Source organism: Niallia sp. FSL M8-0099 (genome assembly GCF_038006945.1).
Taxonomy (GTDB): domain Bacteria; phylum Bacillota; class Bacilli; order Bacillales; family Cytobacillaceae; genus Niallia; species Niallia circulans.
Window position 1 is genome coordinate 1,307,797 of sequence record NZ_JBBOWF010000001.1, and the last position, 23,640, is coordinate 1,331,436.

25 protein-coding genes are annotated in these 23,640 nt (G+C 34.9%); 16 read left to right on the forward strand and 9 right to left on the reverse strand.

The genetic code is table 11. From position 1 onward, the window contains the following. Positions 1 to 62 precede the first annotated feature (62 nt). The gene (dapD, locus tag NSQ92_RS06070; protein ID WP_047942985.1) at positions 63 to 773 is read left to right on the forward strand and encodes a 2,3,4,5-tetrahydropyridine-2,6-dicarboxylate N-acetyltransferase; all 711 of its coding nucleotides are present in this window, start codon (positions 63 to 65) and stop codon (positions 771 to 773) included. A gap of 102 nt (positions 774 to 875) precedes the next feature. Then, complete coding sequence (locus NSQ92_RS06075; RefSeq protein WP_341152477.1) at positions 876 to 2,003, forward strand: N-acetyldiaminopimelate deacetylase; 1,128 nt, start codon at positions 876 to 878, stop codon at positions 2,001 to 2,003. A gap of 69 nt (positions 2,004 to 2,072) precedes the next feature. Here NSQ92_RS06075 and NSQ92_RS06080 read toward each other — a convergent pair whose 3' ends face one another. Then, on the reverse strand, positions 2,073 to 2,924 hold the full coding sequence (locus NSQ92_RS06080) for a mechanosensitive ion channel family protein (protein ID WP_095321861.1): 852 nt from the start codon (positions 2,922 to 2,924) through the stop codon (positions 2,073 to 2,075). Positions 2,925 to 3,151: 227 nt separating this feature from the next. Between NSQ92_RS06080 and NSQ92_RS06085 the strand changes: the two genes are divergently transcribed. Beyond that, the gene (locus NSQ92_RS06085) at positions 3,152 to 3,598 is read left to right on the forward strand and encodes a TlpA family protein disulfide reductase (protein WP_341152478.1); all 447 of its coding nucleotides are present in this window, start codon (positions 3,152 to 3,154) and stop codon (positions 3,596 to 3,598) included. Between the two features lie 107 nt (positions 3,599 to 3,705). Further along, the gene (locus tag NSQ92_RS06090) at positions 3,706 to 4,365 is read left to right on the forward strand and encodes a potassium channel family protein (protein WP_095257616.1); all 660 of its coding nucleotides are present in this window, start codon (positions 3,706 to 3,708) and stop codon (positions 4,363 to 4,365) included. A gap of 54 nt (positions 4,366 to 4,419) precedes the next feature. On the opposite strand, the gene rnjA is transcribed toward NSQ92_RS06090, so the two are convergent. From rnjA to def, 3 genes are all read right to left on the reverse strand, one after another. Then, positions 4,420 to 6,087, reverse strand: a complete 1,668-nt coding sequence (gene rnjA / locus NSQ92_RS06095; protein WP_047942991.1) for a ribonuclease J1 — start codon at positions 6,085 to 6,087, stop codon at positions 4,420 to 4,422. Next, positions 6,087 to 6,299, reverse strand: a complete 213-nt coding sequence (locus tag NSQ92_RS06100; RefSeq protein ID WP_047942992.1) for a DNA-dependent RNA polymerase subunit epsilon — start codon at positions 6,297 to 6,299, stop codon at positions 6,087 to 6,089. Before NSQ92_RS06100 ends, rnjA begins: the two co-directional genes overlap by 1 nt. Positions 6,300 to 7,214: 915 nt before the next feature. Further along, the gene (def, locus tag NSQ92_RS06105) at positions 7,215 to 7,769 is read right to left on the reverse strand and encodes a peptide deformylase (RefSeq protein WP_095319911.1); all 555 of its coding nucleotides are present in this window, start codon (positions 7,767 to 7,769) and stop codon (positions 7,215 to 7,217) included. Between the two features lie 330 nt (positions 7,770 to 8,099). On the opposite strand from def, the gene NSQ92_RS06110 reads away from it, so the two are divergent. The 6 genes from NSQ92_RS06110 to NSQ92_RS06135 all read left to right on the forward strand — a co-directional run bounded on the left by NSQ92_RS06110 (position 8,100) and on the right by NSQ92_RS06135 (position 14,764). Continuing rightward, positions 8,100 to 8,783 (forward strand): YkyA family protein, encoded by a 684-nt coding sequence (locus NSQ92_RS06110; RefSeq protein ID WP_172867274.1) that lies wholly within the window; start codon positions 8,100 to 8,102, stop codon positions 8,781 to 8,783. A 637-nt stretch (positions 8,784 to 9,420) separates the two neighbouring features. Beyond that, entirely contained in the window at positions 9,421 to 10,536 is a 1,116-nt protein-coding gene (gene pdhA, locus NSQ92_RS06115) for a pyruvate dehydrogenase (acetyl-transferring) E1 component subunit alpha (protein ID WP_047942994.1), read from the forward strand. A gap of 3 nt (positions 10,537 to 10,539) precedes the next feature. After that, a complete protein-coding gene (locus NSQ92_RS06120; protein ID WP_341152479.1) occupies positions 10,540 to 11,517 on the forward strand; it encodes an alpha-ketoacid dehydrogenase subunit beta in 978 nt (325 codons plus the stop codon). Between the two features lie 89 nt (positions 11,518 to 11,606). Continuing rightward, the gene (locus NSQ92_RS06125) at positions 11,607 to 12,887 is read left to right on the forward strand and encodes a dihydrolipoamide acetyltransferase family protein (RefSeq protein ID WP_047942996.1); all 1,281 of its coding nucleotides are present in this window, start codon (positions 11,607 to 11,609) and stop codon (positions 12,885 to 12,887) included. Positions 12,888 to 12,891: 4 nt separating this feature from the next. Beyond that, a complete protein-coding gene (gene lpdA / locus NSQ92_RS06130; protein WP_047942998.1) occupies positions 12,892 to 14,301 on the forward strand; it encodes a dihydrolipoyl dehydrogenase in 1,410 nt (469 codons plus the stop codon). A 208-nt stretch (positions 14,302 to 14,509) separates the two neighbouring features. Beyond that, complete coding sequence (locus NSQ92_RS06135) at positions 14,510 to 14,764, forward strand: hypothetical protein (RefSeq protein ID WP_369988435.1); 255 nt, start codon at positions 14,510 to 14,512, stop codon at positions 14,762 to 14,764. Positions 14,765 to 14,973: 209 nt separating this feature from the next. On the opposite strand, the gene NSQ92_RS06140 is transcribed toward NSQ92_RS06135, so the two are convergent. Both NSQ92_RS06140 and NSQ92_RS06145 read right to left on the reverse strand, forming a co-directional pair. Beyond that, on the reverse strand, positions 14,974 to 15,312 hold the full coding sequence (locus tag NSQ92_RS06140) for a hypothetical protein (RefSeq protein ID WP_047942999.1): 339 nt from the start codon (positions 15,310 to 15,312) through the stop codon (positions 14,974 to 14,976). Between the two features lie 114 nt (positions 15,313 to 15,426). Beyond that, a complete protein-coding gene (locus tag NSQ92_RS06145) occupies positions 15,427 to 16,896 on the reverse strand; it encodes an aminotransferase class I/II-fold pyridoxal phosphate-dependent enzyme (RefSeq protein ID WP_341152480.1) in 1,470 nt (489 codons plus the stop codon). Positions 16,897 to 17,275: 379 nt separating this feature from the next. On the opposite strand from NSQ92_RS06145, the gene NSQ92_RS06150 reads away from it, so the two are divergent. Beyond that, positions 17,276 to 17,548, forward strand: coding sequence for a UPF0223 family protein (locus tag NSQ92_RS06150; protein ID WP_047943001.1), 273 nt, complete (start codon positions 17,276 to 17,278; stop codon positions 17,546 to 17,548). Between the two features lie 140 nt (positions 17,549 to 17,688). Here NSQ92_RS06150 and NSQ92_RS06155 read toward each other — a convergent pair whose 3' ends face one another. After that, positions 17,689 to 18,309 carry a YktB family protein gene (locus NSQ92_RS06155; RefSeq protein ID WP_047943002.1) on the reverse strand — a complete coding sequence of 207 codons (621 nt, stop codon included), beginning with the start codon at positions 18,307 to 18,309 and terminating at the stop codon, positions 17,689 to 17,691. 260 nt (positions 18,310 to 18,569) lie between these two features. Here NSQ92_RS06155 and NSQ92_RS06160 point away from each other — a divergent pair, with 260 nt between their 5' ends. Next, complete coding sequence (locus NSQ92_RS06160) at positions 18,570 to 18,764, forward strand: hypothetical protein (RefSeq protein ID WP_047943020.1); 195 nt, start codon at positions 18,570 to 18,572, stop codon at positions 18,762 to 18,764. Between the two features lie 411 nt (positions 18,765 to 19,175). Beyond that, a complete protein-coding gene (locus NSQ92_RS06165; RefSeq protein ID WP_144579825.1) occupies positions 19,176 to 19,976 on the forward strand; it encodes an inositol monophosphatase family protein in 801 nt (266 codons plus the stop codon). 12 nt (positions 19,977 to 19,988) lie between these two features. Here the strand turns inward: NSQ92_RS06165 and NSQ92_RS26800 are convergent, their stop codons facing one another. Further along, positions 19,989 to 20,174, reverse strand: a complete 186-nt coding sequence (locus tag NSQ92_RS26800; protein ID WP_222426202.1) for a DUF5325 family protein — start codon at positions 20,172 to 20,174, stop codon at positions 19,989 to 19,991. A gap of 335 nt (positions 20,175 to 20,509) precedes the next feature. Between NSQ92_RS26800 and typA the strand changes: the two genes are divergently transcribed. The 3 genes from typA to NSQ92_RS06180 all read left to right on the forward strand — a co-directional run bounded on the left by typA (position 20,510) and on the right by NSQ92_RS06180 (position 23,343). Continuing rightward, on the forward strand, positions 20,510 to 22,342 hold the full coding sequence (gene typA, locus NSQ92_RS06170; RefSeq protein ID WP_047943005.1) for a translational GTPase TypA: 1,833 nt from the start codon (positions 20,510 to 20,512) through the stop codon (positions 22,340 to 22,342). 235 nt (positions 22,343 to 22,577) lie between these two features. Continuing rightward, a complete protein-coding gene (locus NSQ92_RS06175) occupies positions 22,578 to 22,829 on the forward strand; it encodes a hypothetical protein (protein WP_095319915.1) in 252 nt (83 codons plus the stop codon). A gap of 148 nt (positions 22,830 to 22,977) precedes the next feature. Continuing rightward, a complete protein-coding gene (locus NSQ92_RS06180) occupies positions 22,978 to 23,343 on the forward strand; it encodes a cupin (RefSeq protein WP_047939877.1) in 366 nt (121 codons plus the stop codon). Positions 23,344 to 23,395: 52 nt separating this feature from the next. Here NSQ92_RS06180 and NSQ92_RS06185 read toward each other — a convergent pair whose 3' ends face one another. After that, positions 23,396 to 23,596, reverse strand: coding sequence for a YlaI family protein (locus NSQ92_RS06185; RefSeq protein WP_047939878.1), 201 nt, complete (start codon positions 23,594 to 23,596; stop codon positions 23,396 to 23,398). Positions 23,597 to 23,640 lie beyond the last annotated feature (44 nt).

A 23,640-nucleotide genomic window follows, 5' to 3' on the forward strand; every position in this document is an offset into this window, starting at 1 on the left:
ATAACTTTTGTTTGGTAAAGTAATTTTTATATTGTAATTTATACATAACTGGAGGTAAAGAAATGAAAATGATGGATGCAAATGAAATTATTTCATTTATTCAAAATAGTACAAAATCTACACCTGTTAAGGTATATGTAAAAGGGGATTTATCAGCTGTTGAATTTGGTGAGAATATCCAAACCTTTATCAGCGGCAATTCTGGGGTGATTTTTGGAGAATGGACAGACATTCAAAGTGTAATTGAAGCTAATAAGGATAAAGTAACGGATTATGTAATTGAAAATGATCGCAGAAATTCCGCTATTCCTTTATTAGATTTAAAAAATATAAAAGCTCGTATTGAGCCAGGTGCAATTATTCGTGATCAAGTTGATATTGGTGATAACGCTGTTATTATGATGGGTGCTGTTATTAATATTGGTGCTGTTATCGGCGAAGGTACAATGATTGATATGGGAGTTATAATGGGTGGACGAGCTACTGTAGGTAAAAACTGTCATATTGGAGCAGGTGCAGTATTAGCTGGTGTAATTGAGCCTCCTTCTGCTAAACCAGTTATTATTGAAGATGATGTATTGGTTGGTGCAAATGCAGTTATTGTAGAGGGTGTAACTGTAGGAAAAGGGTCTGTAGTTGCTGCAGGAGCTATAGTATTAGAAGATGTTCCCGCGAATACATTAGTAGCAGGAGCACCTGCACGAGTGGTAAAAGAAATTGATGATAAAACAAAATCAAAAACAGAAATTATGCAAGAGTTACGTCAATTATAATTTTGATGAAAAGCGTGGAGAAACTTCCGCGCTTTTCTTGTAGGTAACCTAAAAGGCTATGTAAAACGATATAATGAACAAAAGGAAAAGTAGGGGAGCTAGATGGGGAATACGATAGATTTAGTTACTATTCGCAGACAACTGCATAGAATTCCAGAACTTGGATTTAAAGAATTTAAAACACAGCAATATTTACTACAGATGATTCATAGCGTCGCAGATGAACGTGTAGAAGTGAAAACATGGAAGACTGGAATCATCGTAAAGGTCAATGGACTTAATCCAACAAAAACGATTGGCTATCGTGCTGATATGGATGGATTACCGATTGTGGAAGAAACAGCATTATCTTTCGTATCAGAGCATCCGACTGAAATGCATGCTTGCGGTCATGATTTTCATATGACGATCGCATTAGGTGTGCTGATAAATATTATTAATAATCCAATTAACGATGATGTGGTATTTATTTTTCAACCTGCAGAAGAGGGACCAGGCGGGGCTGAACCGATGTTGAAAAGTGAGGAGCTCCAAGCATGGAAGCCAGATATGATAATAGCACTTCATGTTGCTCCTGAATATCCTGTAGGGACGATTGCGATTAAGCCTGGCTTATTATTTGCGAATACATCAGAACTCTTTATTGATTTAAAAGGGAAAGGGGGACATGCAGCCTATCCTCACTTAACAAATGATATGGTCGTTGCTGCATGTACATTGGTATCCCAGCTCCAGTCAATCGTGTCTAGAAATATAAATCCACTAGAAAGTGCTGTTGTAACGATTGGGAAAATCACAGGCGGTACGGTTCAAAATGTTATCGCCGAAACAGCAAGGCTAGAAGGAACGATGCGTACGCTTTCTAGTGAAGCAATGGAAAAAGTGAAAAATCGCGTCCAATCTTTAGTAAAAGGAACTGAAATCGCCTATGACTGTGAATGCACCATTGACTTCGGAAGTGGTTATTATCAAGTGGATAATAATGAGCTATTAACGAAAGAGTTTATGGATTTTATTATAGAGGAAACAGAAGCAACATTATTTGAGTGTAAAGAAGCCATGACAGGGGAAGATTTCGGCTATATGTTAAAGGAAATCCCAGGATTTATGTTTTGGCTTGGAGTAGACTCTCCCTTTGGATTACATCATAGCAAGCTCAATCCAAAAGAGGAGGCCTTACAGGTGGCTGTAAATATATTAACAGCGTATTTAACCAAAAAAGGCAATTAAGAATATTTAGAGGAACTCTGTTTATATAAAAGAGAAGGCTTACTGCGTAATGGAGCAGTAAGCCTTGTTTTAACTCTTTTTATCTACTATAAGCGGAGTTTCTGGAAGTTTAATACCATTTTCATCAAGCGCGATCTTTACTTCTTGTCTGATTAATCGCTCGACCCCCCATTGCTCCATATTGATGGTTTTGGCCAGTATTCTAATAGTGATAGTATTTGATTCCATGTTTTGTATCCCAATCACATCTGGTCCATCCGTAATTACTGGATTTTCTTTGGCGATACGTTCACATAAAGGCTTTAAAATTTCTAATGTTTTCGGTAGATCATTATGTACAGAAATATCTATATCTACTAAAGCTTGCATTTCTCCCCGAGAGTGGTTACTTAGCTGTGTGATTTCACGATTAGGGATAAAGTGCAGAGTTCCATCAGCAGCTCTAATTTGTGTTGTTCGCAGCCCTACTTGTTCAACAGTACCTGAAAAATCTCCTATTGATACAAGTTCACCCACTTCTAATTGTTTTTCTAATAATAAAAAGAATCCTGACACTAGGTCGCTTACTAAACCTTGTGCACCAAAACCAACTGCTAATCCAATAATACCAGCTCCAGCTAATATGGCCGTTGCGTCAATTCCTAGTAATTGAAGAATGGTAATAATGAGTATAAAAAATAATACATAAGTAATTACATTATTCGTTAAGCTTTCTAAAGTGAAGGCTCTGCCTCGGGAGATAGAATGCTTTTGAATATAAGTTTCGAATAATTTATTTATTACTTTCTTAGCCATCTTCTTGATGAAAATATAACTTAACAAGATCAAGAGAATTTTTATAGTTACAAAGGAAGTGTCTAGAAGGAAATCCCCCCATTCAATATTTCGAATATTCGTTTTAACTTCATCCACATACATCATTAGAAATTGTACTCCTTTTATTAAAAAATAAGTTTTTTCTTTTTATTCCCTTTAAAGTATTTGATAAACTAAGAGGTGAAGCTATTCTATTGAGCTTCGTATAAGTTAGTTACTTTAATAGGTTTGCAAATAGGATATTCTGTTTATCTGAAAGCGGGGAGACATGATTCACTAACTTTTTATGCAAATGTATATATAGGGATAGAAGGAAAGAAGGTAACGAATCATTGAAAATAGGTGAGCAACTTCCAAACTGGAACACTCCGACCATATGGGTTAACGGGGAAACAAAGCTTACAGATGTAATAAGAGATAAGCTGATTTTAATTCATTTTTGGTCTGTAAGTTGTTATTTTTGTAAACAGGCTATGCCCGAATTAAACCAATATAGGGAGTTATATAAGGATAATCTTGTAATAATATCTGTGCATTTCCCGCGAACAGAGCGAGATTTAGATATTGATTTAATAAAACAGACTGCCGAGACGTATAGTATGACACAATCTATTTATGTAGATCATGACTTTCAGCTAGCCAAGACGTTTTCGAATGAATATGTTCCCTCCTACTATTTATTTGATAGGGAAAGAAAGCTGCGGTACTACCAGGCGGGCGGTACTAATTTAAAAATGTTAAATACACGTATCAACCGTGTCATTAATAATCAACAATAACTGGTGGGAAAACATCATTAGCTTTTGTATGTTAATCAAGTGATTTAATGTTATAATAGGGACGATTTATTTAGGTGAAATTTTTATGATTGTTGGAGGATTTTATTGTGAAAAGAGCTTTTGCGGTTATTGGCCTCGGAAGATTTGGTGGTAGTATTTGCAGGGAATTAACCGAGCTAGGTATGGATGTAATGGTCATTGATAAAAGTGAAGAAAAAGTAAATGAATACGCAAATCTAGTTTCACATGCAGTGGTAGGTAATGCAGTAGATGAAACAGTATTGAAAGGTCTCGGAATCCGTAATTTTGACCATGTTATTGTTGCAATTGGGGAAGATATCCAAGCAAGTATTTTAACAACTTTAATGCTGAAGGAATTAGGAGTGCAAAATATAACGGTAAAAGCCCAAAATGATTATCATGAGAAAGTACTAAGTAAAATAGGGGCAGATGCAGTTGTTCATCCTGAAAGGGATATGGGCAAGAGAATAGCCCATAATATTGTCTCTAACAATGTCCTAGATTATTTAGAGCTATCGGATGAGCATAGTATTGTGGAAATTAAAGCAAGTCATAAATTAGATGGTCGCTCGATCATTGATTTAGATATTCGTGCCAGATATGGAATTACTATTGTTGCCATAAAAAGAGGGAAGGAAATTATCGTTTCTCCTCAAGCATCAGAATCAATCAGAGAAAAGGATATCTTGATCGTAATTGGAGCTGACTCGGATATTAACCGTTTTGAGAAAAAGGTTATGTCTTAACAAGAAAAAGGAGCTATTTGTTCGTTATCGAACGAATAGCTCCTTTTTACTTATTTATACTTCCATAATAATAGGAAGGATCATTGGGCGACGTTTTGTTTTTTCATATAGGAATGGAGAAATAGTATCAATTATTTCATTCTTTATTTCTGACCATTGTGTCGTTTTACGCTCCATTACTTTATTTAAATGTTTACTTATTAATGTTTGTGCATCATTGATTAAATCACCAGACTCGCGCATATACACAAATCCTCTTGAAATAAGATCAGGTCCAGCGGCAATTCTAAAATCAGTCATATTAATACTTACCACGACAACCACTAAGCCTTCTTCTGAAAGAATTCGACGATCGCGTAAAACGATATTACCAATATCGCCAATTCCGCTTCCATCAATATATACATTTCCAGATGGAATTTTACCAGCGACCTGTGCTGTATCGCTTGAAAGTGCTAATACTTCACCATTATCCATAATAAAGCAGTTCTCTTCTTTTACACCACAATCAACAGCAGTTTGTGCGTGTGTTTTTTGCATTCTAAACTCTCCATGAATTGGCATAAAGAATTTAGGTTTAATTAATCGAAGCATTAACATTTGCTCTTGTTGACCGCCATGACCAGAAGTATGAATATTGTTAAGTGGTCCATGAATTACTTCCGCACCTGCTCGGTAAAGTTGATTAATTGTTTTATTAACACTTAATGTATTACCTGGTACTGGATTGGAAGAGAATACCACAGTGTCACCAGGAATAATTTGGATTTGTCTATGTGTACCATTAGCAATTCTTGATAGAGCTGCCATTGGTTCACCTTGGCTTCCTGTACAAAGTATGACCACTTGATTAGCCGGCAGTCGGTTAATTTGTTGCGGGTCAACAAAGGTTTCTTTTGGTGCTTTTATAAAGCCAAGTTCTAAACCGATGTTAATAGCTGCTTCCATACTGCGTCCAAAAACAGCTATTTTGCGGCCAAACTCTACGGCTGCATCTGTTACTTGCTGTAAACGATAAATATTGGAAGCGAAAGTAGCGAAAATCAATCTACCGTCGGCTTTGATAAAAGTATCATGGATGCTTTTTCCGACTTTTTTTTCAGACATAGTAAAATTAGGTACTTCACTATTTGTACTATCAGATAATAAGCACAAAACGCCTTCTTTCCCTATTTCAGCCATTTTTGTTAAATTGGCAGGTTCCCCAACTGGAGTAAAGTCAAATTTAAAATCTCCAGTGTGTACAATGTTCCCAGGTGGTGTTTTGACAACAATCCCATAGGAGTCAGGTATACTATGAGTAGTTCTAAAGAAAGAAACAGATGTTTTTCTAAATTTAATAATATCGTCTTCTTGAATTTCGTGCATCGTTGTTTGTCGCAATAAACCATGCTCTTCTAGCTTGTTACGAACAAGTGCTAATGCCAGTTTGCCTCCGTAAAGAGGGATATTAACTTGTCTTAAAAGGTAAGGAATACCACCAATATGATCTTCGTGACCATGCGTGATAAATAAGCCTTTAATTTTGTCTGCGTTCTTCTCTAAAAAAGTATAATCAGGAATAACATAGTCAATTCCTAAAAGCTCGTCCTCAGGAAATTTAATCCCAGCATCAATTAAAATAATTTCATCTTGAAACTGGACACCATACGTATTTTTACCGATTTCCCCTAATCCTCCTAGGGCAAATACAGCAGTTTGATCATTTTTTACAAATTTCATTATTCAATCTCCAATACTGTAAAGTCTTCGTTTTGTTGTTCATATTCTAAGAATGCACCTTCTACGCTAGTAATAAACTCGATATTATATGGTTTTTCTGCTAATTTTGTTCGAACATCTCTTTCTGATACACCTTTAACGAAAATAGTTCTAGTATTTTCTCTTACTGGTACCTCTGTTTTTAAATCTTGAAAATATACTTTAAATATCATTGTAAATCGCTCCTTAATCATTTGTTTCTGAAATTTATTATATAAAAAAACAACATGGTTTTCATGTTTTTTCTTTTAATAGCCATTATATTAGAAAGGTTCTTTTCTCAGTAAATTCATATAAAAATGAGGAATGAAAAAAGATATTTACCCTCTATATATTATTATGAAACATAATAATATTACATAACTTTTATGTATGATCATTCTAATGAAATCGTTATTAAAACAAAAGGTCAGACTCAGTACCACAATGCTTGGTTTGTATAGCGGTATAATAACCACTATATTTAACTAAGCGTGGTATAGGCCGGACCATAAAAATACCCTTCAATTTTTTAAGCTATTGTTTTTTTGCGAAGTAAATCTTTCCACTGTTTTAAAAGCTTTTTTCTTAGCTTCTTTAACATAGTGGATCATCTCCTTAACTCTATTTTAAACCATTCTTGGACAAAGTAAAGTCATCTTCTCATTTTATATTTCTTTTTGTAAAAAATAGTTTATTAGATGGTGTTTTTTCAATCCGATAATTCAAAATGGAAGGCGATTTTACATTATTTTAGCTACGGAAGAATGGTTTACTCCTTTTATTTGGCCCTATTCCATAGTGCGGTTCTGTATGAGAGTGTTTAGGAAGCTCCATCTTCCATCTTTAGTGTGAAGCCAATGGAAAGAAAGTTTTTTGACACGATGAGCATTCCTTGTATTTGCTATGAAAACAGCCTTTTATATAAATAGTATATGAATATTTTTGTAGGATTCTCATGGATAATGTTGGTAATAGTAAAATAGGCTGAATGGAAAGCGAGCAATTGCAGCGGGGTAAAGCCTTATTTAGTATGAAACAGGGGCGAAATAAGAGAAAGAAGAAGAGGCTCGAATAATGATGATCGAACCATTTCTTAGATACAAAATTTATCTTTCAACAGGTATTGCATTATCAATAGGAAGAAAAGGATCTTTTTCATTGATATGATCATAAAACATCACACCATTAAGATGATCAATTTCATGTTGGAATACAATTGCTGGTAACCCTTTAAGGCGTAATTTAATTTCTTTTCCGTCTAAATCGATCCCTTTCAAAGTAATTCTTGCATACCTTGGAACGAAACCTGGAATGGTTTCATCGACAGAAAGGCAGCCTTCGCCAGTTGTTAAATAAGCTTTTTCAATGGAATGGCTAATGATTTTAGGATTGAATAAAGCGTAGCTGTATTGCTTGTCATTTTCATCTTTAACATGCACAGCAATCATTCTTTTGGAAACATTTATTTGCGGAGCAGCTAAGCCTACTCCGCCTCTTAAACCATACTTTTCTGCTAATTCGGGGTTTTGGCTATTTATTAAATATTCCATCATGCTTTTTAGAATGCTTTTGTCTTCTTCGCTTGGTGGCATGGTAACTTTACTTGCCACTTGTCTCAGTGTTGGATGACCGTCGCGAATAATATCTGTCATTGTTATCAAAATAATCACTTCCTTGTATCTAACGGTTTATAAAAGTAGTCTAACAGAGATAGAATAAAAAGTTAATAAATGAGAATAGTACTTTATGCAAGAAGATAATTAGATATACCTATAATATATTATAGGACAAGCTAATATGTTTATAATATAAAAATATTTCTAAAGTAATCAGCGCTGCCTGTTAAAAAAATCAGCAACTGATAATTATGCAGGGAAGAATTGTGTTTTTATCAAATTTTTTAAAGAATCAAGATGGATACGAAGAAGGGAACCATTATTGTCAAAGTACAGAAGAATCGATATAGTAATAAGAAAGTGAGGAGGAAAGAAATGAAACGAAGTGTTTTAATTAGTACAATTATGCTTTTTACGATAATTGCTGCTGGGTGCAATTTTAATTCTCCAAGTGAGAAAATGTATGAAAAACTAGAAGAAGTAGTTAAGATTGAAAGTGGTTTTGAAGAACAGCAAGAGCCTCTTGTCAAATTAGAAAAGAAGGAACAAGATATTTATTCTAAAATAATTAGTCTTGGATTAGAGGACATGGATGAAATTACAAAATTATCGGACGAAGCTCTAGAATCTATTTCTAAAAGAAAAGAATATATGGATAAAGAAGCAGAAAGTATAAAACAGTCACAAAAAAAGTTTGAAACAATAGCGACAGACATAGAAGAATTAGATAAAAAGGAAGAGAAATCATTAAAGAATAAGGCAGATGATCTTTACCAAACAATGATGGCCCGTTATGAAGAACATGATAAATTATACGCAAATTACATAGAAGGGCTTAATAGTGATAAAAAGCTTTATGAAATGTTTAAAGATGAAGACGTGAATATGGACGATTTAGAAAAACAAGTAAAAAAGATCAATGATACGTATGAGACGGTTTATAAAAATAACCAAACATTTAATGAATTAACGAAGAAATATAATGATTTGAAAGTAGATTTCTATAAAGAAGCCGGCATAAAAATCAAAATGAATGAAGAGGAAGAAGAGAAAAAGTAATACTTATTATTTGATTATTACCTTTATCCTATTAAAATTTTTATAAGTTACAAAATAGAGAGGACAAACGGGGCATGAATTTTGTTTCTTTGGACACACTTTGTTTTGTGGCTTTTTTTTGTAGGATACTATTTTAAAATGTAGGAGGTGCTTTGTATCATGCAGTATTCAAAACATACAAAGAGTTCATATAGACAAGGAATGATTTTTCGACACTCAGGGAAGTTATTATAAAACAGTTGTAAATAGTGTTTTCTGTATGATACAGATGTTGTGTTGTAAATAATACAGATGTATTAATTTTGTGTAAAAAAATAATAAAAACTTCGAGCTTAAAGATTGACGGATAATATTTAAGTATATTAAACTTATAAATGTATTGAACAGTTGTATTAATATTTACATATAAATAATTGATACAGTCTATACGGAAACCGAATTAATTTTATAAGACGTTTTTTCTTGCGTATTTTGTGGAAAACTGTTTAAGTATGGTTTTTTTTGTTGCTTAGAGCGATATGCTTTAAGGAATAGAAAGCGTTACCCAACTAAGTGTTTACCACGTTGAAACACATTGTAAACATCTATTTGTTTTACAGAAAAAAGTCTTTTAATATGAAAGGAAAGGGTGGCTTTAATGGCTTCTAAAACAAAGAAGGCACAATTTGATGTGCAAGCACAGCTTGAACAAGTGGCAAACCAATTTCAAACACTTCAGATTTTAAATGAAGAGGGTGAAGTTGTAAACGAATCTGCAATGCCTGATTTAAGTGATGAGCAATTACAAGAATTAATGACTCGTATGGTTTATACTCGTATTCTTGATCAACGCTCTATTTCATTAAACAGACAAGGTCGCCTAGGTTTCTATGCACCTACTGCAGGACAAGAAGCTTCGCAATTGGCTTCACAATTCGCATTAGAAAAAGAAGATTTTATTCTTCCAGGATATCGTGATGTTCCGCAAATTATTTGGCATGGACTTCCTTTATCTCAAGCATTCTTATTCTCACGTGGTCACTTCCAAGGAAACCAAATTCCTGAAGGTGTAAACGTAATTTCTCCACAAATCATTATTGGTGCACAATACATCCAAACTGCTGGTGTAGCATTAGGAATGAAAAAACGTGGTGCTAAAGCTGTTGCGATCACTTATACAGGTGATGGTGGAGCTTCACAAGGTGATTTTTACGAAGGAATTAACTTTGCTGGTGCATTTAAAGCTCCTGCAATTTTCGTTGTACAAAACAACCGTTTTGCAATTTCTACTCCAGTTGAGAAACAATCTGCTGCGAAAACAATTGCTCAAAAAGCAGTTGCTGCAGGTATCCCTGGAATTCAAGTAGATGGTATGGATCCATTAGCAGTTTACGCTGCTGTACGTGAAGCTCGTGAAAGAGCAATCAACGGTGAAGGTCCAACATTAATTGAAACTTTAACTTACCGTTATGGTCCACATACAATGGCTGGGGATGACCCAACTCGTTACCGTACTGCTGATCTTGATAGCGAATGGGAAAAGAAAGACCCATTAGTACGTTTCCGTAAATTCCTTGAAAACAAAGGTATTTGGAATGAAGAGAAAGAAAACGCAGTAATCGAACGTGCTAAAGAAGAAATTAAAGAGGCAATCAAAATTGCTGATGAAGCTCCAAAACAAAAAGTTACTGACTTAATGAACATCATGTATGAAGAGTTACCAGTTAACTTAAAAGAACAATATGAAATTTATGCAGCAAAGGAGTCGAAGTAAGCCATGGCGCAAATGACTATGATTCAAGCAATCACTGATGCGTTACGCACAGAATTACGTAATGATCCAAATGTATTAGTATTTGGAGAAGACGTAGGTGTAAACGGCGGTGTATTCCGTGCGACAGAAGGTCTTCAAAAAGAATTCGGTGAAGATCGTGTATTTGATACTCCATTAGCTGAATCTGGAATTGGCGGATTAGCAATCGGTTTAGGACTTCAAGGTTACCGTCCAGTACCGGAAATTCAATTCTTTGGTTTCGTTTATGAAGTAATGGATAGTATTTCTGGACAAATGGCTCGTATGCGTTATCGTTCAGGTGGTCGCTACAATGCACCGGTAACTATTCGTTCCCCATTTGGTGGTGGAGTTCATACTCCTGAACTTCATGCCGACAGCTTAGAAGGATTAATGGCACAACAACCTGGTCTTAAAGTTGTTATCCCATCAACTCCTTATGATGCTAAAGGTTTATTAATTTCTGCTATTCGTGATAACGATCCTGTTATTTTCTTAGAGCATATGAAATTATACCGTTCATTCCGTCAAGAAGTTCCAGAAGAAGAGTATACTATTCCTCTTGGAAAAGCGGATGTAAAACGTGAAGGTAAAGACCTTTCTATCATTACTTATGGAGCAATGGTTCAAGAGTCTATTAAAGCAGCAGAAGAATTAGAAAAAGAAGGATACTCAGTGGAAGTAGTTGACTTACGTACTGTTAGCCCACTTGATATCGAAACAATCATTGGATCTGTTGAAAAAACAAGTAGAGCTGTGGTAGTTCAAGAAGCACAAAAACAAGCTGGTATTGCAGCTAATGTTGTTGCTGAAATCAATGATCGTGCAATTCTAAGCTTAGAAGCTCCAGTTCTACGTGTAACTGCACCAGATACTGTTTTTGCATTCACACAAGCTGAAACTGTATGGCTTCCAAACTTTAAAGATATTATTGAAACAGCTAAAAAAGTTCTAACTTTCTAATTAAAACCGAATAATATTCGCACAAGAATTAGAAGATAAGTTAGTTAAAAGAAGAAAATTTTTTCATAAGATATTAGGAGGTTGTCACATTGGCTTTTCAATTTAGATTACCTGACATCGGTGAAGGTATTCACGAGGGCGAAATCGTAAAATGGTTTGTTAAACCAGGCGATAAAGTTCAAGAAGATGATGTATTATGTGAAGTTCAAAATGATAAAGCAGTAGTAGAAATTCCTTCCCCAGTTGAAGGTACTGTCGAAGAAGTGAAAGTTGAAGAAGGAACAGTTGCAGTTGTAGGAGATATTTTAATTACATTTGATGCTCCTGGATATGAAAACCTTCAGTTCAAAGGTGATCATGGTGATGAAGCTCCAGCTGCTGCTGAAGAAGCAAAACCTGAAGCTGTTGAAGAAAGCAAAGGACAAGAGACAGAAGTTGATCCAAGCAGACGTATTATCGCAATGCCTTCTGTACGTAAATATGCTCGTGACAAAGGCGTAGAAATTCAACTTGTTTCTGGTACTGGTAAAAACGGACGTATTTCTAAAGAAGATATTGATGCTTACTTAAATGGTGGTGCAACACCTGCTAGCCAACCAGCTGCAGAAGCTGCTCCAGCAGAAACAGCAGCGGAAGCTCCTAAGCCGCTTGCTATTCCAGAAGGTGACTTCCCAGAAACTCGTGAGAAAATGAGCGGAATCAGAAAAGCTATTGCTAAAGCAATGGTAAATTCTAAGCACACTGCTCCTCACGTAACATTAATGGATGAAGTAGAAGTGTCTAAATTAGTTGCACACCGTAAGAAATATAAAGAAGTTGCAGCTGCAAAAGGTATCAAATTAACTTTCTTACCTTATGTAGTAAAAGCTTTAACAAGTGCATTAAAAGAATTCCCAGCTTTAAACACATCATTAGATGATGCTACAAGCGAAATCGTTCATAAGCATTACTACAATATCGGTATTGCTGCTGATACAGAAAAAGGTTTATTAGTTCCTGTTGTTAAAAATGCTGATCGTAAAGGTATCTTTAACATCTCTAACGAAATTAATGAACTTGCTGTTAAAGCAAGAGATGGTAAATTAGCTCCAGCTGAAATGAAAGGTGCTTCTTGCACAATTTCTAACATTGGATCTGCTGGTGGACAATGGTTTACTCCAGTAATTAACCATCCTGAAGTTGCTATTTTAGGTATTGGTCGTATTGCTGAGAAAGCTATCGTTAAAGATGGAGAAATTGTTGCTGCTCCTGTATTAGCACTTTCTTTAAGCTTTGACCACAGAATGATTGACGGAGCTACTGCTCAAAATGCAATGAATCATATTAAACGTTTATTGAACGATCCAGAACTATTGTTAATGGAGGCGTAAAAACATGGTAGTTGGAGATTTTCCTATTGAAACAGATACTATAGTCATTGGTGCGGGTCCTGGTGGATATGTTGCAGCAATTCGTGCAGCACAATTAGGACAAAAAGTTACAATTGTTGAGAAAAACGTATTAGGTGGAGTTTGCTTAAACGTTGGATGTATTCCTTCAAAAGCTTTAATCTCTGCTGGACACCGTTACGAGCATGCTGCACATTCTGCAGACATGGGTATTACAACTGAAAACGTAACAGTTGACTTCTCTAAAGTTCAAGCTTGGAAAGACAGTGTTGTTAAGAAGCTTACTGGTGGAGTTGAAGGTCTATTAAAAGGGAACAAAGTTGATATTGTATACGGTGAAGCATATTTCGTAGATGCTAACACTTTAAAAGTAATGGATGAAAAATCATCTCAAACTTATACTTTTAAAAATGCAATTATCGCAACTGGATCTCGTCCAATCGAAATTCCTACTTTCAAATTCTCTAAACGTGTTCTTGACTCAACTGGTGCACTTGCACTTCAAGAAGTTCCAGAGAAAATTGTAGTAATCGGTGGAGGATACGTTGGTACTGAGTTAGGTGGAGCTTATGCTAACTTTGGTACACAAGTAACAATCCTTGAAGGTGCTGATGAAATTCTTGGTGGTTTCGAAAAACAAATGTCTTCATTAGTTACTCGCAACCTTAAGAAAAAAGGTGCTGAAATCATTACAAAAGCAATGGCTAAAGGTGTGGAAGAAACAGACACTGGAGTTGTTGTTAAATATGAAGTTAAAGGCGAAGAAAAATCAGTGGAAGCTGATTATGTATTCGTAATGGTTGGTAGAAAACCTAATACAGACGAACTTGGTTTAGAACAAGTTGGTATTGAATTAGGCGAACGCGGAATCATTAAAACAGATAAGCAATGCCGTACAACTGTAAGCAATATCTTTGCTATCGGTGATGTTATTTCTGGTCCTCCTTTAGCGCATAAAGCTTCTTATGAAGGTAAAATTGCTGCTGAGGTTATTGCTGGACATAACTCAGAAATCGACTATTTAGGAATTCCTGCAGTTGTATTCTCTGAGCCAGAATTAGCAACAGTTGGTCACACAGAAGCTTCAGCTAAAGAAGCTGGTATCGAAGTGAAAGCTGCTAAATTCCCATTTGCAGCAAACGGTCGTGCATTAGCACTTAACGATGCTGAAGGTTTCTTGAAGCTTGTTACACGTAAAGAAGATGGTCTTGTAATCGGTGCGCAAATCGCTGGTCCAAGTGCATCTGATATGATCGCTGAATTAGGCTTAGCAATCGAAGCTGGTATGACAGCTGAAGATTTAGCTATGACTATCCATGCTCATCCAACTTTAGGTGAGGTAACAATGGAAGCAGCGGAAGTTGCAATTGGCAGCCCAATTCATATCTTACGCTAATTATAAAAGGAAGCCCTCGATTGAGGGCTTCTTTTTTTTGTTTTAAAAGCGATTCGGGAAGATTTTTCCCTATGTCTAATCTAGTTTTAGTAGATAAAATTAGCTAGTAGAATTTAGTCCTATTACTGTTTTTTGAAATGAAATAAATATAAAATAAAACAAAAGATTGGTACATATACTAGTATTAATTGTTAATGGAGGAAGGGTGGTGTTTTTCTTGAAGATTTATACAGCAATTTTATTTCAGCTAATGATTTGGAGTGGATTTTCCATTATTGAATGGTTATCAAGATATGATTTAATTTTATATAAGGTGTTTATGTTTGGAGTGTTCTTTTATTTAGCGATTATCATAGGAAATACAATCATAAAATCAACAAGAAAAACAATGCTGGCCACGATGATTAGTTTATCCATTTACGGTTCTTTTCATTTAATTATGACCATTATCTCCGTTGTCTAAATCATATAAACATAACATGATGATTTATTTTAAATATATTCTTTCTTGAGAAGAGAAGAAGAAAAACAGCTCTTTCTTTCCTGCTCTTACGAAAAGGAAAGACTTTCTATTTATTATGAAAAATCCTCCTATACATATATAAATTCAGCACCAAAAATGCCTTAATCTAAAAATATAGGCATTTTTTAATACAATAAATTCTTATGTAGCTATAATCTCCGCTGTTTTGTTGATTTTTTTCCAAAAAAGCTACTAAAAGCGGTGAAAATCGATAGAATTAATAAGAAAAATACAAGAAAACTAAAAATAAATGGAATTGGATGGAAAATAGTTTTCGATTGCACAGGTGATTCGAATGTAATTTCTAAAGGGTATGCCTCAACGGAAGTTGGCAGCAGCCTTTTTTGTTCAGCAAATGGAATAGGACCACCGAAACGGAATGACTGTTCTAATTGTTCAGGTTTTTGTGCCACATAATTTTTAAAAATAAATGGAGAAACTAGGCTAATTAGTAAACTGATAATCATTATAACAATATATTTTTTCAAAAAGGAAAACTCCAATCTTTTTATATACAAGAAACAAATGCTGTCTTTTCATTTATCTCCAAAATTAAAGACAGGAATACCCTAAATATGGCATCCCTGCTCTCCAAAATTTATTTATCTTATTGCACGATGCTCTTTAATAACACGAAGCTTTTTGAAATCGTAATCCTCAGGCCCCTGAACAGGCAATCCTGCTTCCATATTTCTTTTTATATAGGCAAGGTTATCTTCTGTAATAATTTCGCCAGGAATGAAAATTGGGATACCTGGAGGGTATACCATAATAAATTCTGCAATTACTCTTCCAACTGAATCATCAAAATCGATTAATTCTGTCTCTGAATAGAAAGCATCTCTCGGCGTTAGTGCGAGTAAAGGGATGTTTGGCAGCATCACTCGTGCTTCTACTTTTGAAGCCTTATCTTTTCGTTCTACTGCAAGAGCTTTTAAGGCATCAATTAAAATGTTGGCCTCTTTTTCAGAATCTCCTGGTGTAATAATGCACAAAATATTATACAAATCGGACATTTCTACTTCAATGCGATAATTTTTCCGAAGCCATTCTTCCGCATCATGGCCAGTTAAACCAAGGTCTTTAACAGATACAATCAGTTTTGTTGGGTCATAATCAAAAGCAGAATCAGATTCCAGAATTTCTTCACCCACACAATATAGATGTTCTATGTCATTAATCTGTCTTCGAATGTATTGTGCAAGATTAATCGTTTTATCAATCAGTTCTTTTCCTTCTGTTGCAAGACGCTTTCTGGCAACGTCTAAAGATGCTAGAAGCAAATAGGAAGTACTAGTCGTTGTCAGCATACTTAAAATAGATTGTACACGTTTATAGCTAATCAGGTCGCCTCTCATATTTAAAATGGAGCTTTGTGTCATCGACCCACCGAGTTTGTGTACACTTGTTGCGGCGATATCTGCTCCGGCTTGCATAGCCGACATTGGCAAATCCTCGTGGAAATGAATGTGAACTCCATGTGCTTCATCTACAAGAACAGGGATATCATAGGAATGCGCCAAATCTACAATCGTTTTTAAATCAGCAGAGATGCCAAAATAAGTAGGATTAATCACTAAAAGCCCTTTAGCATCTGGATGAAGATCTAAAGCATGTTGAACAGACTCGATGGTGATTCCATGAGAAATACCTAGATTTTTATCTACTTCAGGGTGGATAAAAATTGGGATTGCACCTGCAAATATAATGGCAGACATAACAGATTTATGGACATTTCTAGGAACAATAATTTTATCTCCTGGGCCACAAACACTCATGATCATCGTCATGATAGCACCACTTGTGCCTTGAACGGAAAAGAAAGTATGATCTGCTCCAAATGCTTCAGCAGCAAGCTGCTGTGCATGTTTAATCATCCCTTTTGGATAATGAAGATCATCAAGAGGACCAATATTAATAAGGTCTATCGAAAGAGCGTTTTCTCCGATAAAGTTTCTAAATTCTGGATCCATTCCATTCCCTTTTTTATGGCCGGGTATATGAAATTGAATAGGATCCTTTTTAGCATGTTCCAATAATCCGTGGTATAACGGTGTTTCGTGTTGTGACAATTTATTACCACACCTCTTTATTTAGTATTTTTATGCAATTTTAAGCGAACTTTATTTAAATTTCTTATGTACATTTAAAAATTTTATTGTACATCGCTGCCGCTGTTTTGTCTTTAATTTCATTACTCTTAACAAGTTTTACCCTAATCTCTAAATATAAAAATCAGAAAACAAAAGAATTATAGCATTTTTTATTTTCTTTGCATACAATTAGTTTTCACTATAGGAAAAAGAATTATTTTTTATTCCTATTTTTTCTTTTTACAGTTTATCTAACAAAGGAAAAGCACAGGAATAAGGATCCATATTTTACTTTCTTAGCTACTTAAATTACAATAGTTTTTATCTGAAAAACTTCAATATAATAGGATGTGGAAATATGGATTATCAATACCCAATCGATATTGATTGGTCAACGGATGAAATTATTACAGTCATTAAATTTTTTGAATGCATTGAGAAAGCATATGAAAAAGGGGTAGAGAAGGCAGAATTAATGGAGCAATACCGCGCCTTTAAAAAAATTGTCCCGGGAAAAGCGCAAGAAAAGAAAGTTTGTGATGAATTTGAAGAAGTAAGTGGCTATTCAACTTATCGAACAATCAAAAAGGCGAAAGAATCTGCAGATGATATTCGAATAAAGATGGCATAGGCAAGGAATAGTGAATTTTATTGCTTATAACTTTCTGCCATAAGATAATAATAAAAAAACTGTAAACAAACCACAGATTTTAGTTTGCTTACAGTCTAAGAGGCTGTAGATATCGGCCTCTTTTTTTAGCTAGTCCCAATCTAATACTCCAATGATAATTTATAAAGGGGAAGCAATGTATCATAAGTTTTTTCGATTAATGCAAGCAGCTCCTCTCCATTTGATAGAATAGAATCTCCAGCAGCAATTCTCTGACCAACTAAAAATTCGGCTTTTTTCACATCACGGAATCTTGTTAAAGCTGCCTCTAAATTTGTTTCTCCAATTTTAACTGCATCCTTTTGCATATGGTCCATGGAAAGAACATAATCTTGTGGTAAAGTGGACTGCAAAAGCTTATAATTTGCCAAAAAACCTTCAGCGATTTCTTTCTTTTTTGGAAGTTCATATATATATGCTAACCATATAAAAAGATGGTCATCAAATAAGCCGACTTGGAAATGTGGATGCTGTTTGTAGCCTCGTTTATTATTTGCGATGGCAAGCCAAGTATCCTTTGGCGGGTTAACTGTTCGTCTTGCATGCTTTGCGATATGTAGGAACATTTCCATGCCAAGCTTTCCAGAAAGCTGTTCAGTAAGCTGTGTGCCAATTTCACGAAACTTTGGCTGAATTCTTTCCTGGATCGCTTCCATTCGAGCATCTAGTCCATCAATTGTAAAGGTATCAAAATCTTTTTGTGTAAAACCAGTGAATGACATTATTTCTTATCTCCTTTTTAGTTTATCTCTACTGTTTACGGGTAAATACTGTATATAAAATCAAGTAAGCTATTTAGTCACTTAAATGTAGCTTCATCTTAGCTAGCCTTTTCGCAAATATTGTAGCATACATAAATAATATTATGAAGGAATTTGGATTGCGCTGGGTTATAGCACAAAAAAGGAGCAAGCTAATTAGTTTCCACATAATATATATGAAATCAACAGAAATGCAAGTCGATGAAAGGGGTGTTCTGTCAGTGAAACAATTGATGAATTTAGCGAAGAAAATGGAAGTGGAAAAGGAAAAAAAGGCTGTTCTTCGTCTAGAAATGGATTATGAATTGGCTACCTTATTCGATGCAATGAATGAAAAGGATGAAAAACAAAAAAAATTAAGTAAACAAAAATTAGAAAGAATTAGACAGGAACTTCTAAGACTTAAAGCATTATAACTAATGAATAAGCTGATAGGTAATCATGCAGCTGACTCTATAGGAAGCAACCTTTCATTCCTATAAAGTCAGCTGCATGATTTTGCATACCATATGATTTCACAATAGCTAATATATCAAGCTGTTTTCAATAGGCAAATGAGCTTTAGAAATACTGCGCAGTTTGAATGTGGATTGTAACTGCAGTGAAGAAAAGGATTGGAAAGGAAAATGTGTTTATGCTTGGGCTCCTAGTAATAGACTTTAAGAAACAAAATTCATAAATTATCCAAAAAAACTGTATTCATAGAATTTTCTTGTTTTATGATACTATATAGAAGAAGGATAGATTTTTTTAGAAGTATGTTTAGGGATAATCTAAGCTAAAATATAGGAAACGATGAAAAAAGAAAGTAAAGAAGGGTTGAGAAGATGACAAATTGGCTGGAAATCGATCAATATGCGAAAGAATGGATAAAAGAGGCAGGGGCAAGAATTATCAAGTCATTTTCGTCTGAGCTCATTATCCAAACGAAATCAAATAAAAATGACTTGGTTACCCAAATAGATAAGGGGACAGAAGAATTTTTGATTAATAAGATCAATAATGTTTTTCCTTCCCATCGTATTTTAGGCGAAGAAGGATTAAGTGAAGAATTAGAAGATTTGAAAGGGATAGTCTGGATTATTGATCCTATTGATGGAACGATGAATTTTGTCCATATGCAGCGGGATTTTGCCATCTCTATCGGCATTTATGAAGATGGAGTAGGAAAGATTGGATTAATATATGATGTAGTAGCAGACGAGCTATATCATGTTCGAAAGGGCAATGGTGTTTTTATGAATGACATAAGGCTATTACCTTTAAAAGATACGGCTGTGGATGAGGCTATTATCGGATTAAATGCTACGTGGGTAACGAAAAATAAGCGGATTGATCCGACTATCCTAGAACCACTTGTGAAAGAGTCAAGGGGAACGAGGTCATTTGGATCTGCCTGTTTAGAATTAGCGTACATAGCAGCCGGAAGAATGGATGCTTATTTAACTTTAAGATTATCGCCCTGGGATTATGCAGCAGGTAAGATAATGGTAGAAGAACTAGGCGGCAAGGTAACAACTTTAAGAAACGAACCACTTGATTTATTAACGCAGCAATCTTTCTTTGCATCCAAACCTGGATTGCATGATGAAATACTACAAAAATATTTAAAAGAAGGAAATTGGTAATAGTTGTTAAAGTTATTTTTCGGTTACATGTAGCATTTTCTTTTTCTTTTGGGATTTTAAGAACCAAATTCCACAAAAGAGGCAAAAACAAATTATACTGCCAGCTAACGTTTTTTCTAAAATACATATTCCAATGCTGATAAAACTAGATGTACCGTAAACATTATAGTAAAAATATGGATAATTATCAAAATTCATGTTTATCTTCCTTTATTATGGTCTATATTTATCATAAATAATAGCATATGATAGTAAAGAAATCCCACAGCGAATGTTGTGGGTATTTTTTAACTGTGTCTCCTCTATCATACTATGGTATGGAATGGAAAGAACAGCGATAATGTAAATAAATTGTTATATTTAAGCGTAAATTGATGCTAAAATAAATTATTTTGTAATAATAACGTTTACATTTGTTATTTTTATAAAAGGTTTTAGGTTTCTGTGAAATTATGTGATATAATGACTCAGTTATAATATTATTAAAAAAATAAATTAATCCAGATAGACATATTTAGGTAGGAGTGAAATTTTTGAAAATTAGAGAAGATATTCGTAATATTGCTATTATTGCTCACGTTGACCATGGTAAAACTACATTGGTTGACCAGCTGTTAAAACAATCCGGCACATTCCGTACAAATGAACATGTGGAAGAACGTGCAATGGATTCCAACGATTTAGAAAGAGAACGTGGAATAACAATATTAGCGAAAAATACTGCTATTCAATATAAAGATAAACGTATTAATATCCTAGACACACCAGGACATGCTGATTTTGGTGGAGAAGTAGAGCGTATTATGAAAATGGTTGATGGTGTTCTACTAGTTGTTGATGCATATGAAGGTTGTATGCCTCAAACACGTTTCGTTTTAAAAAAAGCTTTAGAGCAAAACTTAACTCCAATTGTTGTTGTTAACAAAATTGACCGTGACTTTGCTCGTCCTGCTGAGGTTATTGATGAAGTATTAGATTTATTTATTGAGTTAGATGCAACAGAAGAACAATTAGAATTCCCTGTTATCTACGCATCTGCTATTAATGGTACTGCTAGCACAAATCCTGAAAAACAAGATGAAAACATGCAATCATTATATGATGCAATTGTTGATCATATTCCTGCACCAGTTGATAATCGTGAAGAGCCTTTACAATTCCAAGTAGCTCTTTTAGATTACAACGATTATGTTGGAAGAATCGGTATCGGCCGTGTATTCCGCGGTACGATGAAGGTTGGACAGCAAGTAGCGTTAATGAAATTAGATGGAACAGTTAAGCAGTTCCGTGTAACCAAAATCTTTGGTTTCTTCGGATTGAAGCGTCAAGAAATCGAAGAAGCATATGCTGGGGATTTAATCGCAGTATCAGGAATGGAAGATATTAACGTTGGTGAGACAGTATGTCCGTTTGAACACCAAGAGGCACTTCCAGTTTTACGTATTGATGAACCAACTCTGCAAATGACATTCTTAGTTAACAACTCTCCTTTCGCAGGTAAAGAAGGTAAATATTTAACTTCAAGAAAAATTGAAGAAAGATTGCGTGCACAATTAGAAACAGATGTAAGTTTACGTGTTGAAAATACAGATTCACCAGATGCATGGACAGTATCAGGACGTGGGGAGCTTCATTTATCTATCTTGATAGAAAATATGCGTCGTGAAGGTTACGAGCTTCAAGTGTCAAAACCTGAAGTTATCGTTAAAACAATTGATGGTGTTCGTTGTGAGCCAATTGAACGTGTACAAATTGATGTACCTGAAGAGCATACAGGTGCAGTTATGGAATCTATTGGTGCTCGTAAAGGTGAAATGTTAGATATGATTAACAATGGTAATGGACAAGTTCGTTTAATCTTTAACGTACCTGCTCGTGGACTAATTGGTTATACCACTGAATTCTTAACATTAACACGCGGTTATGGTATCATCAACCATACATTTGATAGCTATCAACCAATGGCATCAGGTCAAGTTGGTGGACGTCGTCAAGGTGTATTAGTAAGCATGGAGTCTGGAAAATCATCTACTTATGGAATTATGCAAGTAGAAGACCGTGGAATTATCTTTGTAGAAGCTGGAACAGAAATTTACGAAGGAATGATTGTTGGGGAGCATACTCGTGAAAATGACATTACTGTTAATATCACAAAAGTAAAACAAGCAACAAACATCCGTTCAGCAAACAAAGACCAAACGGCAACAATGAAAAAACCAAGAATTATGACTTTAGAGGAATCTTTAGAATACTTGAACGAAGATGAGTATTGTGAAGTAACTCCTGAATCTATTCGCTTACGCAAAAAAATCTTAAATAAAGCAGAACGTGAAAGAGCTGGCAAGAAGAAAAAATCTGCTGAATAATAAAAGATAAGGAAGTCATCTATTGATGGCTTCTTTTTTTGTATTCAGTAGAGTGGAGGTGTGGAATATGACTGAGAATGCAAGCAAGGAAAACTAAAGTGAGTGTGAACAAAGAAGAGTCCTCAGTGACTGTAAGCAAGTTGGAAGAATAGGGTTCATTATTTTGAATTGTGAGAGAGGGAAACGGAGTTCATGGAGGAAATGAACTCCGTTTTTGCATTGGGAGAGAAGAAGAATGGTGTTCATCGAGGAAATGAAAGCCACATTCAGCATTGGGAGTGTAGAAAATGGTGTTCATCGAGGGAATGAAAGCCACATTCAGTATGGGGAGAGCAGAAGAATGGTGTTCATCGAGGAAATGAAAGCTACATTCAGCATGGAGAGTGTAGAAAATGGTGTTCATCGAGGGAATGAAAGCCACATTCAGTATGGGGAGAGCAGAAAATGGCGTTCATCAAGGAAATGGAGGACAAAGAAATCAGAGTAAAAGGTCATGGAGACCATCTCTCGTAGCTCTCATAAGTTAAACCCAATCTCCAATCGTAATACAAGCACATATTTCAAAAATAAATTAGGTGTTTTCTTCAACCCATCTCTAATTTATAATTAGTAAATAAAGGAAAGGGAGGAATAGAATGAAAATTTTTCAATTTAATAAAGAGTATGGTAAGCAAATCACTCAATATAATTCCTATTTTATTATGAGTCGTATAGTGGAAACTAAGAAAGAAGCTCATATTGGATGTATGTATCTTGAAGAAAATGGGATTATTGGTTTACATCAAGCTGTAATACCACAACTTCTGTTAATCGTTAGCGGCGTAGGCTATGTTCGAGGAGAAAAGAATGAATGGTTTCAAGTTAGAAGTGGAGATGCGGTATACTGGGATAAAAAGGAATGGCATGAAACGAAAACAGATCTAGGGTTAACAGCCATCGTTATTGAAAGTGAAGAGATAATGCCAGCATTAATGATGCGTTTAAAAGAGAAGAACATATAAAAAAGAAGACCTTAGGTAAAAGATCTTCTTTTTATTTAAAATGCTTGTCTACTTACCAATCATCTTCTTGAGTTTTGTTTTGATAAAGAACAAAGTTACCCGAATCGATTCTTTTTTTTGTGTTTTTGGCGATTCTATCGTCACACTCATTACACATATACGTATGAATTGGGCGATTTCGTAGTCGTTTTGCCTGAAAGGAGTTTTCGTCTATATCTTCAATTTTATCACATATCACACATTTAACTTTCAATACTTGCACCTCTAATCATAAAATAGATTATAGGCACATTATAA

Coding starts and splice junctions, on each gene's coding strand:
- dapD (WP_047942985.1), top strand. CDS start 63: ATGAAAATGATGGATGCAAATGAAATTATTTCATTTATTCAAAATAGT.
- NSQ92_RS06075 (WP_341152477.1), top strand. CDS start 876: ATGGGGAATACGATAGATTTAGTTACTATTCGCAGACAACTGCATAGA.
- NSQ92_RS06080 (WP_095321861.1), bottom strand. CDS start 2,924: ATGATGTATGTGGATGAAGTTAAAACGAATATTCGAAATATTGAATGG.
- rnjA (WP_047942991.1), bottom strand. CDS start 6,087: ATGAAATTTGTAAAAAATGATCAAACTGCTGTATTTGCCCTAGGAGGA.
- NSQ92_RS06100 (WP_047942992.1), bottom strand. CDS start 6,299: ATGATATTTAAAGTATATTTTCAAGATTTAAAAACAGAGGTACCAGTA.
- NSQ92_RS06110 (WP_172867274.1), top strand. CDS start 8,100: ATGAAACGAAGTGTTTTAATTAGTACAATTATGCTTTTTACGATAATT.
- pdhA (WP_047942994.1), top strand. CDS start 9,421: ATGGCTTCTAAAACAAAGAAGGCACAATTTGATGTGCAAGCACAGCTT.
- NSQ92_RS06120 (WP_341152479.1), top strand. CDS start 10,540: ATGGCGCAAATGACTATGATTCAAGCAATCACTGATGCGTTACGCACA.
- lpdA (WP_047942998.1), top strand. CDS start 12,892: ATGGTAGTTGGAGATTTTCCTATTGAAACAGATACTATAGTCATTGGT.
- NSQ92_RS06150 (WP_047943001.1), top strand. CDS start 17,276: ATGGATTATCAATACCCAATCGATATTGATTGGTCAACGGATGAAATT.
- NSQ92_RS06155 (WP_047943002.1), bottom strand. CDS start 18,309: ATGTCATTCACTGGTTTTACACAAAAAGATTTTGATACCTTTACAATT.
- NSQ92_RS06165 (WP_144579825.1), top strand. CDS start 19,176: ATGACAAATTGGCTGGAAATCGATCAATATGCGAAAGAATGGATAAAA.
- NSQ92_RS26800 (WP_222426202.1), bottom strand. CDS start 20,174: ATGAATTTTGATAATTATCCATATTTTTACTATAATGTTTACGGTACA.
- NSQ92_RS06175 (WP_095319915.1), top strand. CDS start 22,578: ATGGTGTTCATCGAGGAAATGAAAGCCACATTCAGCATTGGGAGTGTA.
- NSQ92_RS06180 (WP_047939877.1), top strand. CDS start 22,978: ATGAAAATTTTTCAATTTAATAAAGAGTATGGTAAGCAAATCACTCAA.